The sequence below is a fragment of the Dyella sp. 2YAF14 genome (assembly GCF_052114725.1).
GTDB lineage: Bacteria > Pseudomonadota > Gammaproteobacteria > Xanthomonadales > Rhodanobacteraceae > Dyella.
Map to the genome: position 1 here is coordinate 321348 of NZ_JBFRFH010000001.1, position 16213 is coordinate 337560.

The following is a 16213-nucleotide window of genomic DNA, read 5'->3' on the forward strand; positions in this document are numbered from 1 at the left end:
GTTACCCTGCCCGATGCGGTGCGACCAGGCTCGTATCCTGGCGATTCGCCCACCGGTTCAACCAGGCACACAACACCAGCAGTACGGCAGTGACGAAGAACACATCGCGCAATCCCACCCACGCGCCGATCTGGCCGCCGATCAGCGGCCCTATCACTTGACCGGCAAATTGCGCGGATTGCAGATAACCCAGCGTCTTGCCGGTCTTGCGGTCCTCGACCAGGGCGCGCACGCCCTTGGCCACCGCGGGCAGCATGCCGGCCATCGACATGCCCATCAGCCCGCGCAGCACGGCCAGTTGCCACCACTGCGTCACGAACGCCTGCGGCACCATCAGCAGCGCCGTGACCAGCAGACATCCGATGATCACCTTGTTGCTCCCGACGCGATCGGCCAGGGAGCCAAGCCGCGCTGAAGTGAGCATGCTGCCGAAGGCGGACGCTGCCATCACGATGCCGGCCATGCGCGCGAGGTGGTCGTGCGGCACGCCAAGCTGGGCGATATAGACCGTGATGATGGGCTCGATCGACATATTGGCAAGCAACACCATCATGGCTGTAACCAGCAGGGTGACGATCAAGCCCTTGTGCGCCATGCCGGTGGTGTCGTCGCTGCTGCCCAGCGGCGCGCGAGTGTCCAACTCGTGGTTGAAATCCTCCCGCACGAAAAAAATCGTGACCAGGGCCGCCACGCCGATCACGCCGCCGCCTACGAAGAACGTGCCGCGAATACCGACGAGATCCGGCAGAAAGCCGCCGACCAGCGGTCCGATCAGACTGCCGGACAGCGCACCGATCGACAGCACGCCGAGCGCCCAACCCGACCGCTCGCGTGGCGCCTGCGTGCCGACCATCACGGTAGCCGCCGACGCATAGCCACCCACCAGGCCAGCCACCAGGCGCAGCGTCACCAGTTGCGTGACGGTATGCGCGGTGCCGATCAGCGACATGACAATCGCCATGCCGATCGCCGCGCGCACCAGCATGGGTTTGCGGCCGTAGCGATCCGCCAGGTGGCCCCACAGGGGCGCGGTCAGCGCGGTGCCAAGAAACGTCGCGCCGAAGGCGATACCCGACCACTGCACAATCGCCGATGGTGTATGAGCGCCCAGCTGCTCCACATAAAGCGGCAGGAACGGCAGCAACATGCTCAGACTCACCAGCGTGGTGAACGAACCAAACACCGCGATGGCAAGATTGCGCTTCCAGTAGGCCTCGTTGCGTTCGGCGTAGCTGGCGGTAGCGCGATTCAATGGGACGGACGGCTGGGATGCAATGATCTGGGCGGACATGCGTTCGGTTCGACTTTCGTGGCAACGTTGACTCGGCGCAAGCGTTCGATGGCGCGATCGCTCGCGCCACCGCAGGCGTTATTTCTTTTCCGCGGCGCGTTGCGCTCGGAATTCGGCGGCTGGCAGTCCACCCCAGCCCCAGTTTTCCATCTCCACTTCATCGATGACGACGAAGGTCGAATCCAGCGGCTTGTGCAGCACGTCGAGCAGCAGCTGGCTCACGCCCTTGATCAGCAGCGCCTTCTCTTCGGCGGTCACTGCGCTGCGGCCCGGCGCGGAACCCTCACGGGTGACCTTGATGTTCACGATAGGCATGGTCTTCTCCTTGAAGTAATGCACGGTGGACGAAATGCCACCTCGTTACGGCGGCAAGGGGTGGACGTTTGCCCACCCCTCGTGAGGACTTAGTGACCGGCGCTCTGGCCACCGTCGACGTGCAGGATCTCGCCGGTGACAAAGCCCGCGTTGTCGAGGTAGATCACCGCGTCGGTGATGTCGGCGATATCGCCCATGCGACCCACCGGGTGCAGGCCCGCCAGCGCACCGTGCGTTTCCACGCCGTGCATCGGCGTCTTGATCACGCCCGGCGCCACGGCGTTCACGCGGATGCCGCGCTTGGCGTACTCGATGGCGAGCGAACGCGTGGCGGCGTTCAGGCCACCCTTGGTGAGCGAAGCGAGCACCGAGGGCACGCCGTCGATCGCGTGATCGACCAGGCTGGTGGTGATGCTGACGATGTGGCCGCTGCGCTGCTTCTCCATCTCCGCAATGGCGAACTGCGTGATGTGGAAGAAGCCGTTGAGATTGACCGAGATATTGTCGGCGTAGTCTTGCTCGGTGAATGCGGTGAACGGCTTGGCGGTGAAGATGCCGGCGTTGTTCACCAGCGTGTCGATGCGACCGAAATGCTTGATCGCCTCTTCCACCACGCGCTTGGCCACGGCACGGTCGCCGATATCACCGGCCACCGTGATCACGTCCGGATCGCTGGACGGCTTGATCGAACGCGAGTTGGCGACCACGCGATAGTTGCGGTCGCGGAATGCCTTGACCAGGCCCGCGCCAATGCCTTGCGACGCACCAGTGATGACGGCGACTTTCTGCTGATTGCTCATGAGTGTTTGCTCCAGATGGGGTTGGGGGATTCAGTTGAAGACTGATCGGCTTCGTTTGCCGACACCCACAATTTAGGAGCGCAACAGGCGTTCGAGAATTCCTGCTACTCGGCAGACACTCTTCCGCGTGGCGGTTGAATCAGCGTTTCCGGCGGGGAGGCCGCGTCCTTGGCCAGGGAGGCGAAGCGTGCGCGCAGGCGCGGCAAGGCGAAGTCGACGAAGGCCCTCACCTTGGGCACGGCAAGTCGTCCGTACGGCGACACGATGTTGACGGGAAACGGCGCCGGCTCCTCATCGGCCAGCAGCACCTGCAACTTGCCCTGTTTGATTTCCGGCGCCACGTGGTAGGACAGCAGGCGTGTCACGCCGTATCCATCCACCGCCGATTCAACCGCTGCGCGAATGTTGTTGACCACCAGTCGCGCCGTGAACGACACCGAACGCGACACGGACGAGCCTTCCAGTGGCGGAAAACTCCAGGAATCCATGCCCATGTTCTCCATCGCGATGATCTGCTGCTTGCCCAGGTCGGCGATGCCGGCAATGCGCGGGTGCGTGGCCAGGTACCGCGGCGACGCCACAATCACGCGGCGCACCTCGCCGATGGGATGCGCCACCAGGGTGGAGTCGGACAGATGGGTGATGCGCAGGGCCAGGTCCATGCCCTCCTCGACCAGGTTGACCGGCCGCTCGAGCAGATGGAGCCGCACATTCACGGTGGGAAATTCATCCATGAAGGCATCGACGATGGGGCGCAGGATTTCCACGCCGGAAAATACCGTGGCGGAAATCGTCAGCGTGCCGCGTGGCACCGAACGTTCGCCAGCCGCATTGCGATCGGCTTCCTCAAGATCCGCCAGCAGCTTGCGGCAGGCGATGGCGTAGCGCTCGCCTGCTTCGCTCAATTTGATCGAGCGTGTGGTCCGGTGCAGCAAGGGCACGCCCACGTGGTCTTCGAGAAACGCGATGGCGCGACTCACGGCCGCCGCCGAACGCCCGGTCTTGCGGCTCGCGCCGGCGAGGCTGCCCTCGTCGAGCGCGGCGACGAAAACCTTCATGGCATCGATGCGATCCATAGGACGAGCCTTGCCTGTCAGCGCGAAAACGTGGGTCGGGGAAGTGTCCTACAACTGGTCCAATCGCGCATCGAACCCTTCAACTCAGCCCGTGGCTTGCCGCCATTCGCCGATCAAGACCTGCATCAATGAGCGCGTGGACATGGCGCGCGCCAGCGGCGCGCCCTGCCCGGCCCAGTGTGCGCCATAACCTGCTTCACCGGCCGCGCGGCCCGCTGCATTCAGTGCCTTGCCTGCGTCGTAGGCGATCGGATAGTCGGGTACGTCGGCGTTGGGCACGCTGGCGCCCAGCCGCGTGAACAGGCTCGCCAGGCTGCGCGCCGGTCGACCGGAGACGGCACGCGTCATCACGGTGGCGTAGGCAGCATCGCTGGCCAGCGCCTTGCGATAGCCGGCATCGGCGAGGGATTCGTCGGTGGAGACAAAGGCCGTGCCCAGTTGCGCCGCGGCTGCGCCCAGCTTGAGCACGGCGGCGATGCCGGCACCGTCCATGATGCCGCCCGCGGCGATCACGGGAATGCGCACGTTTTCCACCAGCAACCGGGTCAAGGCCAAGGTGCCCAGCTGGCTGTCCTCATCATCGGGATCGAACATCCCCCGATGACCGCCCGCCTCATAGCCCTGCGCAATCACCGCATCGATGCCGGCGGCTTCCACCGCCTTGGCTTCGCGCACATTCGTGGCCGATGCCATCAGGTAAATGCCGGCGCCATGGAGCGCCTTGATCTGTTCGGCCGTGGGCAGACCAAAATGAAAGCTCACCACGGCCGGTCGTTCCTCGACCAGCATGGCGAGCATGTCGTTGTCGACCAGGAAAGACGTGTAGATCTCGCCCAGCGACGATGGCGGGGTCGCCCCGAAGCGTTGGAACTCCGGCGCGAGTCGCGCGATCCAAGCCGCCTGCCTGGCGGCATCCGCATGCGCCGGCCGGTGCACGAACAGGTTCACATTGAGAGGGCCCTTGCTCAGCTGGCGAAACGCGTGGATGGCTTCACGCGCCTTGCCTGCCGTCATGGCGCCCACGCCCAGCGAACCCAGGCCGCCGCTATCGCTCGCCGCTGCCGCCATGGCCGGAGACGATATGCCGGCCATGGGGGCCTGGATGATGGGCACGCTGATGCCGATCGCGCGGAGCAATGATGAAGACGCGGCATTCGCCATGACGGGCCACTCCAGGCTCTGGGGGGATGCATGCGACTTTACGCGCCCCGCCCGTCACCTCGAAACCATCAGAGCCGGCAGTCAGTCTTCCATCGTGCGGAACAATCCCCGCACGCCGCTTCAGGCCTTGGCCACGCCGTAGCGCGACGCGGGCTGCGAATGGGACAGGTTGGGCATCAACTTCTGGCGCGCGTCTTCATAGGCGCTCCAGTCACCCGCATCGGGCAAGGCCGGCACGGTGAACACTTCGCCCTGGTCCAGGCCTGCCAGCGCCGCGTCCACCATGTCGGCAGCCGACATCACCCATGCCGGCGGCAGGTTGCTGACCGGATGGCCGAGCACGTCCCAGAACTCCGTCGCGGTCGCACCCGGCAGTACGGCCTGCACACGCACGCCCTTGTCCGCCAGCTCGTGCTGCAGGGAGCGGGTGAAGGCGAGCACATAGGCCTTGCTGCCGCCGTACACGCCGTTGAGCAGTTCCGGCGCCACCGCCACGATCGAGGCGATGTTGATCACCGTGCCATTGCCCCGCTCCACGAGGCCCGGCACCGCTGCATAAGTGAGGCGCGTGAGTGCGTTGACGTTGAGCGAAATCATCTCCGACATGCGCGCCACATCCGACTGCAGCAGCGGCGTGGCGGCGCCGAAACCGGCGTTGTTCACCAGCACGGTGATGCTGCGATCGGTGCGCAGCAAGTCTTCCACCTTGGCCAGATCGGCGGGCTCGCTGAGGTCGGCGGGAAAGACCTGCACGCTGCGGCCGGTCGCGTCGGTCAGGCGGCGCGCCAGCTCGGTCAGGCGTTCGCGGTTGCGCGCCACCAGGATCAGGTCATGGCCGCGGCGAGCCAGGCGCTCGGCGTAAATGGCACCAATGCCCGAGGAAGCGCCAGTGATCAGGGCGGTGCCCTTGGTTTGCGTCGTCATATCGATACTCCACAGCGTCCGGCGGGATGCCGGCGTCTGGAGAACGTTGTAAGCTCTGCGCTTGAAGACTTAAATGTCGCATATGCCACCTTTTAGGCCATAGCGAGGCCGAGCCATGCAAGTCATTGGTTTTGTAATGTTTCCTCAGTTCCAGGCGATGAGCCTGGCGGCGGCTTCGGCCTTCGAATTCGCCAATATCGAGCTGGGCGAGACGGTTTACGACGTGCGTTTCCTGTCCGAAACCGGCGCCACCATCCGCAGTTCGTTCGGCATGGCCACCCAGAGCGAACCGTTTTCAGCGCAGCCGATCGATACCTTGCTGATCTGCGGCGGCGTGGGCGTGCCCGAATCGACGCCTGCGCTGCTCGACTTCATCCGTGAGGCGCCCGCCCGCACAAGACGCATCGCTGCCATCTGTACAGGCGCGTTTCTGCTGGCCGAAACCGGCCTGCTCGATGGACGCCGCGCCACCACGCATTGGCTGCTCGCGCGCGACCTGGCCGAGCGCTTTCCCAAGGTGCAGGTGGAAGAAGACCGCATCTTCATCATCGACGGGCCGATCTGGACCTCGGCCGGCATGAGCGCCGGCATCGACCTGGCGCTGGCCATGGTGGAGAAGGACCTGGGCGCCGAAGTGGCGCGCCAGGTGGCGCGCAAGCTGGTGCTGTATCACCGGCGCGCAGGCGGACAATCGCAGTTTTCCACGCTGCTGGAACTGGAACCCAAATCGGACCGCATCCAGAGCGCGCTGACCTACGCCAAGAGCCATCTGCAATCGGCACTGTCCGTGGAAGAGCTCGCGGCAGCCGCCAACCTCAGCGCTCGCCAGTTCAGCCGCGCGTTTCGCGCGGAAACCGGGCAATCGCCGGCGAAAGCGGTGGAGCATCTGCGCATCGAGGCGGCGCGACTGATGATGGAGCAGACGCGCCATCCGGTCGAAGTGGTGGCGCGTGAAGTGGGTTTCGCCGATCGCGAACGCATGCGCCGCGCATTCCTGCGCGCGTTCGGGCAGCCGCCGCAGGCGATCCGGCGACAGTCATCGCTGCCTGAAGCGGACGAGCTGGCGACGGCCTAGGATGCGGGTCGATCAGCGCGGGCGTGCATGCGGCCGTAAGCGCCGGGCGGCGCGCCGTAGCGCGTCTTGAAGGCGCGCGTGAAAGCCGCTTCCGAGGCATAGCCGGCGAGCTCGGCCGCCCTGCCCGCCGACAAGGTGCCAGCGCGCAGCGATTGCGCGGCCACGGCGAGCCGCACGCCATTGACCCACTCCATCGGCGTCATGCCGCTGATCTCGCTGAAGTGCCGCGCAAAGCTGGCGCGCGAGATATGCGCAAGGTCAGCCAGGCTCTGCAGCGTCCACGCCTGCGCCGGGTCCTTCAGCACGGCATCCACCACGTTGGCCAGCCTTGGATTGGCCAGCAGGCCGAGTATGCCCAGCTGCAGATGTCCGCTCGCCGTCATGCTGCGCAGGATCAGCGTGAACATCGCGCCAGTGACCATCTCGACCACCGCGCCGCCGCCCGGCAGCACGCGCGCCGCTTCATCGCGCAATACCTGGATCAGGCCCAGCAGCGCATCGCGACGATCAGTGCGCACATGCAGCACCTTGGGCAAGCCCGTCCATAACGCGTCCGTCGCACCCGACAGCTCGAACTGGCCGCACAACATGTCCAGTGCCGGGCCCTCGCCGCCATGTTCAATCAGGGTGACGCGTCCCTGCGAGCGGCGGCGGTTTTCCAGCTCAGGCCGACGACCGTCGGCGCCTGCCACGGCGCTGCGCAGGATGTGCGCGTCGCCATAGGGAAACAGCAACACGTCGCCCGGCGCCAGTGCGGTGGTCTTGCCGTCGATCTCCAGCTCGGCGCTGCCCTGCAGGATCACGTGGTAGGGCAAATGGTTCGGCGGCAACGGCGGGTGATCGAGCGTCCACTCCCCGGCAAAGCGGCATTGCAACTCCACCGAACCGGTGGGTGCAATGGCATGGACCAGGCGATCGAGGCCATCCATCGAGGTGAGACTCCGGAGCAAGAGGTTGAGACGCGCGTGTGCGGACCAGCGCGGCCGTCGTTCCTATCATTTTCACACGGTCAAGCTTCTCCCACACCGGTTTCATCAACTCAATCTCGGAGTACATGTCATGAACCGTCTCACCACGATCAACAATATCGCCGACGCCCCTGAAGCCTCTGCCGCACTGTTCGCCGGCATCAAGAAGGCCATGGGCAAAGTCCCCAACGCCTATGCCACGGTCGGCAGCAGCGCACCAAACGTGCTGGCCAACGTGCTGCAGACCAATGCCGTGCTGAAGCAAGGCGAGCTGTCCGCGCTGGAACTGGAAGCGATCAACCTCGCCGTGAGCGAAGCATCGCAGTGTGACTACTGTCTGGCCGCGCACACCACGACCGGCAAGATGGCCGGCTACACCGCCGAGCAAATCATGCAGCTGCGCAAGGGTGGGCTGGAAGGCAACGCCAGGATCGATGCGCTGGTGAAGTTTGCGCTGACCCTGGTCACCACCAGCAACACGCTGTCCGCCGACGCCGTGGATCGCGTCAAGAACGCCGGTTACAGCGATCGCCAGATCGTGGAAGCCATCCTCGCCATCAGCGCGATCCTGTTCACCAACATGGTCAATCGCGTCAACGACACGGTGCTCGACTTCCCGAAAGCGGCGTAACGCACGGGCACGGCCGCGACCCTGATCGCGGCCGTGCCGGTTCAGATGGCCGAGCCGTCCTGGTCCTCTTCGGATCGGCCCATGCAGGCGGGATGACCGCAATGGCACTGGCCCTCGATGTGACCCGAAGCCTGCGCCTTGCGGCAATGGGAGCTGCAGAACTCACCCGGCTTCTCCACATAGCATTGGCAGGGTGGATACGCGCATTGGAAACCGGTCGGCATAGCCAAGCTCCCGTGTTGGAAAACGCTAGCGTAGGCTTCCCCGCCCCTGCATAGGTCACGGCCGCGTCAGCAAGGCGTTGCCGTTTCGATAGGTTCACTGCGACGTCTGGTGTGTCCATCGCATGTGAATCCAGCGTTTGGACAACGGTATATGCGCGACAAGAAGATGCACACACCGATGTCACACGTCCGGGAGTGCGCTGGCACTACGGTCGACGCCACTCCCCTGCGGATCAAGGTGGCAGCCATGAAACAAACCTCTCTCATCATCGCCGCGGCATTGTTGATCTCCGTGCCGGTATGCAACGACCTGTGGGCACAGGCCGCCACATCGGGCGCGTCGCCGTCGGCCAAGAGCCCGGTGTCGGACCAGGAGTTCTTCACCAAGGCATCGAGCGATGGCGCGGGCGAAGTGCAGATGGCGCAACTGGCGCAGCAGAAAGCGTCCTCGCCCCAGACCAAGGCCCTGGCACAGCAGCTGATGAAGGATCACACCGCCGCCAACAAGCAACTGGCGGCACTGGCCAATCGCAAGCACGCCAACGTGGTGCTGCAGCCGCAGCCCTCTGACGTCATGGACAAGTTGCAGAGCTTGAGCGGCAGTGATTTCGACAAAGCCTATGCCTCGGCCATGGTGGGCGGACACCAGAAGGCCATCGAACTGTTCGATGCCGCCTCGCACAGCAGCGATCCGGATGTCGCCGCTTTCGCCGGCAAGACACTGCCCACGCTCAAGCATCACCTGGAAATGGCCCAGGCCTTGTCGCCCGGCCAGCCCTTGAGCACGCCCTGAGCTGTCGCACGGCAGCAGCAAACCACGCGATCCCGCGCCACGGGATCGCGTGGTCATGGCTTGGGCGCCGTCAGTGCGTAGACGCAGCCGGAGCCGGTGAGCTCTGCGGATACGCCGGGCTGGGCGTCATCGCGGTGCTGCTGGGCGACGTCGTCGTGGCGGGCATCGCCGGCGATGGCGCTGCGGAGCTGGCGGGTGCCGGCGGCGGCGAGGCGCTGTCGTCACCCTGGTGACTGCAGCCGGCAACGGCTAGCAAAGCGAGCAACAGCGGCGCACAGACCTTGCGGGTCGGGAAAACCATGTCTTACCTCCATGGGCGTTGGTTCAACTGAGTTTGACGCGATGCGCAGTGATTCACGCACGCGCCTTGCGGGTACGGGCAGCTTTCTTGGCGGCGGCGGAACGGCCTGCTGCACCTTTGGTACGCGCGGCCTTCCTGGCTGCCGCCGATCGCGATGCGCTGGTCCGTTTGCGCGCACTGCTCTTGGCCTGCCTGGACAAGGCAGTGTGGGATGCCGCCGCATGACCTTCCTTCTTCAACGCGCCACTGGTGGCGCGCGAACGGGTGGTAGAGGTCTTGCGGCGATGCTTGGATGCGGTTTCGTCCTGCGCGGCTTTCTTGCGCGTGGCCTTGCTGGCGGTCTTGCTGACCGGCGCTTTCACGCCGGCGCGGCGGGCCTTGGACAAGCCAATGGCGATGGCCTGTTTGGCCGAGCGTGCGCCGTGTTTGCCTTTGCGCACATGCTCCATCTCTTCACGCACGAACTCGCCAGCCTGCGTGCCGGCCGATTTTCCTTGCCGTTTATCGCGCGCAACGGCCTTGCGCGTTTTTGCCTCGGGCATGGGGCGGACTCCTGTTCGAGTGTGTCTAAACGTCTAAGCCACGAGATGTGCAGCTGGCGTCATCCTTTTGCACATCAAGGGAAAACATTCAGTGGACACTCATGCTGATGCCCTGCCGGTCACGCCGCGCCATCGCCCGGTTAACACCTGTCATGCAAGGCTTTGCGAGCCGAGCCATCCCCGCGGGAGAGAGCCATGAGCGCCCTTATCGTTGCCAAGTTCAGCAATCAGTTCGGCGCGGCGTCCGCGTTCGACAAACTGATGTCGCGCGGTCTTCCTCGTCGCAAAGGTGTGGTCCAGTGCGATGAAAGCGTGGGTGGGTGCGCGGCAAGCGCCAGTGCGCCGACCAGCGTGGTGTCGCGCGTCAGCCACCGCGGCGAACGCGAAGGCAAGCAACATCATCTGCGTGAACCCGCCAGCTTGCCGCCGGCGGTCGAGATCGGCTTCGCGGTGCTCAGCGTGGAAATCGATGACGATGCTCAGATCGAGGAAGTCTCGGACATCCTGCGTGGTCTGCACGCTGTCGACGTGCACGTGCTTCCCGGTGAATCGCTGCGGGAAGACGATGCGTCGCTGTGGCCGGAACAGGCCATGGGCAGCCAGACAGACGTGGATCGCGCGATTTTTGCCTCGCAGCAAGGCAAGCCGCGCCTGCATTGAGTCATCAGCTCGCCGGTGGCGCGTCGTATCGGGACAGGCCATCGAGCACGGGACCCAGGGCCTTCATCAGCTTGTTCAGCAGGCGCTCGACCTCCTCTGGTGGCGCACCTTCCTTGCAAGCATGCTGCAACTCGCCGGCGGCCGCGGCGACATCGATCGCGCCGATGTTGGCGGCCGATCCACGCAGGGTGTGGGCCATGCGATAGGCCACAGACGCGTCGTCCCCCTGCCTCGCCTGATGGAATGACTGCTCGAAGTGCGCGTTGCTCTCGAGGAACAGGTGCAGCAGCCGCCGATACAGCGAGGCGTTGTCGCCACAGGTGCGCAGACCCGCCGCTTGATCGATGCCGGGAAGCACAGCCGAGGCCACCACGGTTTCCCCGCCAGGCCCAGGCGATGCAGACTCCGCGTGACGCGGTTTGATCCATCGCGCCATGGTGGCGAACATGCGGCGGATGTCGAGCGGCTTGGCGATGTGGTCGTTCATGCCCGCCGCGATCGCCCTCTCGCGATCGGCAGCGAGCGCGTCGGCCGTCATCGCGATAATGGGCAGGGCGGTGAGGTGCAATTGCTCACGGATGGCGCGCGTCGCGGCGTAGCCATCCATCACCGGCATCTGGCAATCCATCAGCACGCCGTCGACATCGGCATCCTGCCTCAGGCGCTCCAGCGCTTCGCGCCCGTTGCCGGCCGTGACGACTTCGATGCCCGCGCGCCGCAGCAATTCGGTGGCCAGCTCGCGGTTGAGATCGTTGTCCTCCACCAGGAGCACGCGGCTACCGGCGAGCGACACGGCCTCAGGTTGCGACGGATGAGCCGTCATCTGGGTTGAGCCTGCCAAGGCCGGCGCAAGCGCGTTCCGCAACGACTCGCGCAAGCCCTTCGGCGTGATTGGCTTGGTCAGCACATCAAGGCGTGCATCCACCTCCATGGCATGGGCGATGGCAGCGTCGTCGCCCTGGACAAAGGCGATCACCACCAGTTGCTCCGCGCCCGTCGCGTGCGCGGGTTGCTTCAGTTTGTCGATGACGGTTTGGAAGCCGGGCAAGCGCGCATCGATCAGCACGACGCTGTACGGGCGTGCCGCGTCCCTGGCGTCCGCCAGCTGCTGCTGCGTCTGCTCGTCGCTCGCCACCGCATCCACCTCAAAGCCCAGCCTGCGTGCCATGCCGGCGACGACGGCACGCGTCACCGCGCCACCTTCGACGACGAGCAGCCGTGTACCTGCCGGCGCCAGCCACGGCCTCTCACCTGCCCCCTCTGGCGCCGCGCCCACGCGCACTTCGACGTGAAAGGTGGATCCTTGTCCCGGCGCGCTGTCGACCCAGATCGTGCCGCCCATCATTTCCGCCAGTGTTTTGGAGATCGCCAGGCCCAGTCCGGAGCCGCCGTATTTTCGCGTGGTGGACGAATCGGCCTGCACGAAGGGATGGAAAATGCGTTGGCACTGTTCCTCCGTCATGCCGATGCCGGTGTCGCGAATGCGGGCGTGCAGGATCACCTCATCGCCCTCCGCGCCGGACTGCTCGATGCCCACCACGATGGCGCCGTGCTCTGTGAATTTCACCGCGTTGTTGCCCAGGTTGATCAGGATCTGTCCCAGCCGCAGCGGATCGCCGATCCAGTAACGGCGCAGACCCGCGCCGTATTCGAACAGCAAGTCCAGGCCCTTCTCCTGCGCCTTGAGGCCGATGATGCCGGCGACCTGGCCAATCACGTCGTCCAGATTGAACGCCACCCGCTCCAGGCTCATGCCACCGGCTTCGATACGGGAAAAATCGAGAATGTCGTTGATGATGCGCAGCAGGTTTTCCGCGGATCGATGGATGTTCTCCAGGTAGCCGCGCTGCCTGGCATCCTGCGACGACTCCAGCGCGAGATGACTCATGCCGATGATGGCGTTCATCGGCGTGCGGATCTCGTGGCTCATATTGGCGAGGAAGGCGCTCTTTGCCCGTGTGGCCTCCTCGGCCACTTCTTTGGCGTGGCGGATGGCCGCTTCGGCCGCCCTTGCTTCGGTGACATCGAGCAACCAGGCAAGCACGCCCGCTTCGCCGTCGAAATCGATCGGCAGGAACGTCGCCACCATGTCGCGTTCGCGACGCTGCGCATCGTGCATGCGGATCTCTTCATTGGTCACCGAGCCTTCCCGCGCCAGCGTCGCCCAGATATGCGCGCGCGCCGCGGTTTCCACGTAGATCGGCGCGGTACTGTCGCCCAGGCCGGTGCCGAAGGTCTCCACGAATTTCGGATTGGCAAAGCAGATGCGTCCCTGCGTGGAGACCGCAATGCTGATGGGCGAGTTGTCGAGGATGGTCTGCAGGCGCTCCTGGCTCTGCACCAGCGCCATCTCCATCATCCGACGCTCGCTCACGTCACGCACGGCGGCGCAGACGCAACGGCCCTGCCCGTCCAGTTCGGGCAGGAACGACACGCCGATCTCCACCGACAGCTCGCTGCCGTCCCTGCGCCTGCCGCGCAGATCGACATTGCCTCGACCCATCTTGCGGCTGACGCCCTCGGCGAAGAACGCTCCGCGCAGCCCCCGGTGTTTCCCATGGATGCCGGCAGGCACGAGCTGTTCCACCGGCACGCCGTCCAGTTCGCCCTTGGCATAGCCGAAAATGGTCTCCAGACGCGGATTGGCCAGCAGGATGCGCCCCTCCTGGTCGACGATCATCATGCCGTCGGGTGCCGATTCAATGATTCCGCGATACCACGCACGGGCGGCTTCGATGGCGCGCTGGGTGGCCTCCAGCTCCCTGGTTTTCTCCGAAAGCGTGGTGGCCTGCCGCGCGGCCAGTTCGGCGTGCTCCTGGCTCTTGGCGAGCAGACTGCGCAGATCCGCGGCGCGCTCGAGCAGATCCACGTTCATCGCCAGCAGCGGCATCAATTCGTCCAGCAGTTCCAGCTGCGCCTCATCGAATGGCGACAGGCTGGCCAGTTCCACCACGCCCAGCGGTCGATCGTTGCGCAGGATAGCCATCACCACGAGCTGGGCGGGCCTGGTGCCGCCCAGGCCGGAGGCAATCTTGAGGTAGTCCGCCGGCACCTCGCGCAGGCTGAGCGTCTTGCCATCCAGCGCGCATTGTCCCACCAGCCCCTCGCCCAGCATGACGAACTCGCGCGCATCGGCGGCGGCATAGCTGCCTGTCAAACGCAGTCGCTGCATGCCCGGTTCGAAGATATAGAGCGCGCCATGGTTGATCGCCAGCAGGGGCGCGAGTGCGCAGAGGAAGCGATCGGCCAGCGCATCCATCCCGGTCAGCGATTGCAGCTCGCCGGCGATCGCTGCCACGTGTGTCTTCACCCAGCGCCGCGCCGCCATCTGCCGCGCCTCGTCCCGCAAGGTGACGATGGCGCGCGCCAGTTCGCCGGCTTCGTTTGGATACTCCGTATAAGGCACCGCGATATCCAGTTGCCCGGCGCTCAACGAATCCAGTGCGCGCCGAAAGGCGGCGGCGGGTCGCCGGATGGTGCGGCTGATCAGGCTGCCGAACAGCACGCCGGCCACCAGTCCCAGGATCAGCAACCAGACCGTGAGCTGCACGCCGAACAGGTAGCGGGCATTGGCGTTCTTGACCTCGTCGTCGGCCCCTTCCCGCTTGAGGCGTTCAACGCGCTCAAGCGCATGCTTGGCCGCTTCGTCGGCGCGCTGAAATTCCGGCGACACGATCAGATCGGCGGCGGAGCGCCCACTGTCCGCCTTGGTTTCCAGCAGTTCGGCGATGGTATCCACCCGCCGCTCATAGTCGGAGAATGCGAGCTCGAACTCGGCCAGGCTGCGCACAATGGCGTCGCGGTAGATCCTGGTCCTGGCCAGCTCGATTTCGCGTCGCACCAGCGTATGCGCTCCGGCCAGCTGGTACAGCGCCTCCGCGCGCGCCGGACCCTGGCGCATGAAGACGGCTTCGCGCAGATCCTGCCCCATGTCGGCCAGCGCGGCACGTGCCGCCTCGATATGCAGCAGGCCTTGCATGTCCTGCTCGTAGAGCCGGCGCATCTGTTCTTTCTGCAGATGCTGTACGCCAAGGCTGTACACACTCAGCAAGGTCATCAGCAGAAGGATGCCGCCAAACCCCAGCTGCAGTCGTCGACGTAGCGACAGGCGTTGCAGGCGTTCGAGCAGCGCGTTCATGGCGTAGCGTCAGGTCGCCAGGTGATGCGCCGAGCCACTGTGGGCGGCCTCGTCATCGGCAAAACGATGGGCTATACCGCGAAACGTGTCCTGGATGGAAAGAAAGGCATCCACGATGTCGGGATCGAAATCGATACCGCGCTTGGCGGCAATCGCCGCTGCCGCCGCATCGTGCGTCATGCCCTGCTTGTAGACGCGCTTGCTGATCAAGGCATCATAGACATCGGCGACCGCCATCAGGCGTGCCGAGATGGGAATCGCATTTCCTTTGAGCCCCTGCGGATAGCCGCTGCCGTCCCAGCGCTCCTGGTGGCCATAGGCCATCTCCTTGGCGATGCGCAGAAACGACACGGGCGTGGTGAGCCGCTCTTCGGCGCGCTGCAAGGCGTCGCGCCCCAGCGTCGTGTGCGTCTTCATGATCTCGTATTCTTCAGGCGTCAGGCGTCCCTGTTTGAGCAGGATGCGATCGGGTATGCCGATCTTGCCGATGTCGTGCAGCGGCGCCGACTGGAACAGCATCTGGCGCGTGACTTCATCCAGCGTCGCGGCGAAACGCGGGTGATCCTGCAACTTGTCCGCCAGCGCTTTCACGTAATGCTGCGTGCGCCGGATGTGATTGCCCGTTTCGTTGTCGCGTGTCTCCGCCAACGAGGTGAGCGCGACCACGGTGGCCTCCTGGATGGCCGTCACTTCGCGCGTGCGGCGCGAGATCTCCTGTTCGAGAAAGGCATTCTGGTCGCGCAGGAAATCCGCCGCCGCCCGCAGGCGCAGATGGTTGGCCACGCGCGCCATCACCACCGGCGGATTCACCGGCTTGGTGATGTAGTCGACGCCGCCCAGCACCAGCCCGCGCGTTTCATCCTCGGGCGCGTTCAACGACGTCAGGAAGATCACGGGGATGCCGCGCGTCTCGCCATGGGACTTCAGCTGGCGACAGACATCGAAGCCCGACATGCCCGGCATCACCACATCCAGCAGGATGATGTCCGGTTGTTCGGCGGCGGCCATGTGCATGGCGGTCTCACCGTCCGGCGCCTCGATGACGCGATAAAGCGGCGTCAGCAGTTCGCACAGGATCATCCGGTTGTCGGGGGCATCGTCCACCACCAATACGGTGGGGATGCCGGTCACGCCAGTCGCACCCATGGCAACGCTCCTTCCGCATGCGGTGTGATGAGTCGTCGTGGTTGCAGGCCATAAGGCATGTCCAATCCCCCGCGGGGAACCCTGCCGATGCCGCAAAGACGCGACGTGCGCGCTGGTTTCCCAGCCGGAATAAGCGCGCAACCGACGTGAAGATCGCGCGTAGGTCCG

At 65.1% G+C, this 16213-nt stretch carries 15 protein-coding genes; 4 read left to right on the forward strand and 11 right to left on the reverse strand.

Annotation, left to right across the window (positions count from 1 at the left end):
• Position 1 precedes the first annotated feature (1 nt).
• The 6 genes from AB4Y82_RS01525 to AB4Y82_RS01550 all read right to left on the reverse strand — a co-directional run bounded on the left by AB4Y82_RS01525 (position 2) and on the right by AB4Y82_RS01550 (position 5567).
• Entirely contained in the window at positions 2-1291 is a 1290-nt protein-coding gene (locus tag AB4Y82_RS01525) for an MFS transporter (protein WP_441604578.1), read from the reverse strand.
• 78 nt (positions 1292-1369) lie between these two features.
• Positions 1370-1606: a tautomerase family protein gene (locus tag AB4Y82_RS01530; RefSeq protein ID WP_046972535.1), complete on the reverse strand. Its 237-nt coding sequence runs from the start codon at positions 1604-1606 to the stop codon at positions 1370-1372.
• Between the two features lie 89 nt (positions 1607-1695).
• Complete coding sequence (locus AB4Y82_RS01535; RefSeq protein ID WP_441604577.1) at positions 1696-2406, reverse strand: SDR family NAD(P)-dependent oxidoreductase; 711 nt, start codon at positions 2404-2406, stop codon at positions 1696-1698.
• Positions 2407-2510: 104 nt separating this feature from the next.
• Positions 2511-3482 carry a LysR family transcriptional regulator gene (locus AB4Y82_RS01540; RefSeq protein ID WP_441604576.1) on the reverse strand — a complete coding sequence of 324 codons (972 nt, stop codon included), beginning with the start codon at positions 3480-3482 and terminating at the stop codon, positions 2511-2513.
• Positions 3483-3566: 84 nt separating this feature from the next.
• Positions 3567-4643, reverse strand: coding sequence for an NAD(P)H-dependent flavin oxidoreductase (locus AB4Y82_RS01545; protein ID WP_441604575.1), 1077 nt, complete (start codon positions 4641-4643; stop codon positions 3567-3569).
• Between the two features lie 120 nt (positions 4644-4763).
• On the reverse strand, positions 4764-5567 hold the full coding sequence (locus AB4Y82_RS01550) for an SDR family NAD(P)-dependent oxidoreductase (protein ID WP_441611084.1): 804 nt from the start codon (positions 5565-5567) through the stop codon (positions 4764-4766).
• A 136-nt stretch (positions 5568-5703) separates the two neighbouring features.
• Here AB4Y82_RS01550 and AB4Y82_RS01555 point away from each other — a divergent pair, with 136 nt between their 5' ends.
• Complete coding sequence (locus tag AB4Y82_RS01555) at positions 5704-6642, forward strand: GlxA family transcriptional regulator (RefSeq protein ID WP_441604573.1); 939 nt, start codon at positions 5704-5706, stop codon at positions 6640-6642.
• Here the strand turns inward: AB4Y82_RS01555 and AB4Y82_RS01560 are convergent.
• Positions 6639-7571, reverse strand: coding sequence for an AraC family transcriptional regulator (locus tag AB4Y82_RS01560; protein WP_441604572.1), 933 nt, complete (start codon positions 7569-7571; stop codon positions 6639-6641). The two genes, AB4Y82_RS01555 and AB4Y82_RS01560, sit on opposite strands and share 4 nt — an antisense overlap.
• A 130-nt stretch (positions 7572-7701) precedes the next feature.
• Between AB4Y82_RS01560 and AB4Y82_RS01565 the strand changes: the two genes are divergently transcribed.
• Together AB4Y82_RS01565 and AB4Y82_RS01570 are read left to right on the forward strand one after the other, a co-directional pair.
• Positions 7702-8241, forward strand: a complete 540-nt coding sequence (locus AB4Y82_RS01565; RefSeq protein ID WP_441604571.1) for a carboxymuconolactone decarboxylase family protein — start codon at positions 7702-7704, stop codon at positions 8239-8241.
• 471 nt (positions 8242-8712) lie between these two features.
• Positions 8713-9258, forward strand: coding sequence for a DUF4142 domain-containing protein (locus AB4Y82_RS01570; RefSeq protein ID WP_441604570.1), 546 nt, complete (start codon positions 8713-8715; stop codon positions 9256-9258).
• Between the two features lie 70 nt (positions 9259-9328).
• On the opposite strand, the gene AB4Y82_RS01575 is transcribed toward AB4Y82_RS01570, so the two are convergent.
• Both AB4Y82_RS01575 and AB4Y82_RS01580 read right to left on the reverse strand, forming a co-directional pair.
• Entirely contained in the window at positions 9329-9559 is a 231-nt protein-coding gene (locus tag AB4Y82_RS01575) for a hypothetical protein (RefSeq protein ID WP_441611085.1), read from the reverse strand.
• A gap of 53 nt (positions 9560-9612) precedes the next feature.
• A complete protein-coding gene (locus AB4Y82_RS01580) occupies positions 9613-10101 on the reverse strand; it encodes a DUF6496 domain-containing protein (RefSeq protein WP_441604568.1) in 489 nt (162 codons plus the stop codon).
• A 195-nt stretch (positions 10102-10296) separates the two neighbouring features.
• On the opposite strand from AB4Y82_RS01580, the gene AB4Y82_RS01585 reads away from it, so the two are divergent.
• Entirely contained in the window at positions 10297-10761 is a 465-nt protein-coding gene (locus tag AB4Y82_RS01585) for a hypothetical protein (RefSeq protein ID WP_441604567.1), read from the forward strand.
• 4 nt (positions 10762-10765) lie between these two features.
• On the opposite strand, the gene AB4Y82_RS01590 is transcribed toward AB4Y82_RS01585, so the two are convergent.
• Positions 10766-14899 (reverse strand): response regulator, encoded by a 4134-nt coding sequence (locus tag AB4Y82_RS01590; RefSeq protein WP_441604566.1) that lies wholly within the window; start codon positions 14897-14899, stop codon positions 10766-10768.
• 9 nt (positions 14900-14908) lie between these two features.
• The gene (locus tag AB4Y82_RS01595) at positions 14909-16045 is read right to left on the reverse strand and encodes a response regulator (RefSeq protein WP_441604565.1); all 1137 of its coding nucleotides are present in this window, start codon (positions 16043-16045) and stop codon (positions 14909-14911) included.
• Positions 16046-16213: the final 168 nt, after the last annotated feature.

Bases quoted from the DNA above. Each gene is read 5' to 3' on its own strand.
- AB4Y82_RS01535 (WP_441604577.1), bottom strand. From the start codon at position 2,406: ATGAGCAATCAGCAGAAAGTCGCCGTCATCACTGGTGCGTCGCAAGGC.
- AB4Y82_RS01550 (WP_441611084.1), bottom strand. From the start codon at position 5,567: ATGACGACGCAAACCAAGGGCACCGCCCTGATCACTGGCGCTTCCTCG.
- AB4Y82_RS01555 (WP_441604573.1), top strand. From the start codon at position 5,704: ATGTTTCCTCAGTTCCAGGCGATGAGCCTGGCGGCGGCTTCGGCCTTC.
- AB4Y82_RS01565 (WP_441604571.1), top strand. From the start codon at position 7,702: ATGAACCGTCTCACCACGATCAACAATATCGCCGACGCCCCTGAAGCC.
- AB4Y82_RS01595 (WP_441604565.1), bottom strand. From the start codon at position 16,045: ATGGGTGCGACTGGCGTGACCGGCATCCCCACCGTATTGGTGGTGGAC.
- AB4Y82_RS01580 (WP_441604568.1), bottom strand. From the start codon at position 10,101: ATGCCCGAGGCAAAAACGCGCAAGGCCGTTGCGCGCGATAAACGGCAA.
- AB4Y82_RS01585 (WP_441604567.1), top strand. From the start codon at position 10,297: ATGAGCGCCCTTATCGTTGCCAAGTTCAGCAATCAGTTCGGCGCGGCG.
- AB4Y82_RS01525 (WP_441604578.1), bottom strand. From the start codon at position 1,291: ATGTCCGCCCAGATCATTGCATCCCAGCCGTCCGTCCCATTGAATCGC.
- AB4Y82_RS01545 (WP_441604575.1), bottom strand. From the start codon at position 4,643: ATGGCGAATGCCGCGTCTTCATCATTGCTCCGCGCGATCGGCATCAGC.
- AB4Y82_RS01530 (WP_046972535.1), bottom strand. From the start codon at position 1,606: ATGCCTATCGTGAACATCAAGGTCACCCGTGAGGGTTCCGCGCCGGGC.
- AB4Y82_RS01570 (WP_441604570.1), top strand. From the start codon at position 8,713: ATGAAACAAACCTCTCTCATCATCGCCGCGGCATTGTTGATCTCCGTG.
- AB4Y82_RS01540 (WP_441604576.1), bottom strand. From the start codon at position 3,482: ATGGATCGCATCGATGCCATGAAGGTTTTCGTCGCCGCGCTCGACGAG.
- AB4Y82_RS01560 (WP_441604572.1), bottom strand. From the start codon at position 7,571: ATGGATGGCCTCGATCGCCTGGTCCATGCCATTGCACCCACCGGTTCG.
- AB4Y82_RS01575 (WP_441611085.1), bottom strand. From the start codon at position 9,559: ATGGTTTTCCCGACCCGCAAGGTCTGTGCGCCGCTGTTGCTCGCTTTG.
- AB4Y82_RS01590 (WP_441604566.1), bottom strand. From the start codon at position 14,899: ATGAACGCGCTGCTCGAACGCCTGCAACGCCTGTCGCTACGTCGACGA.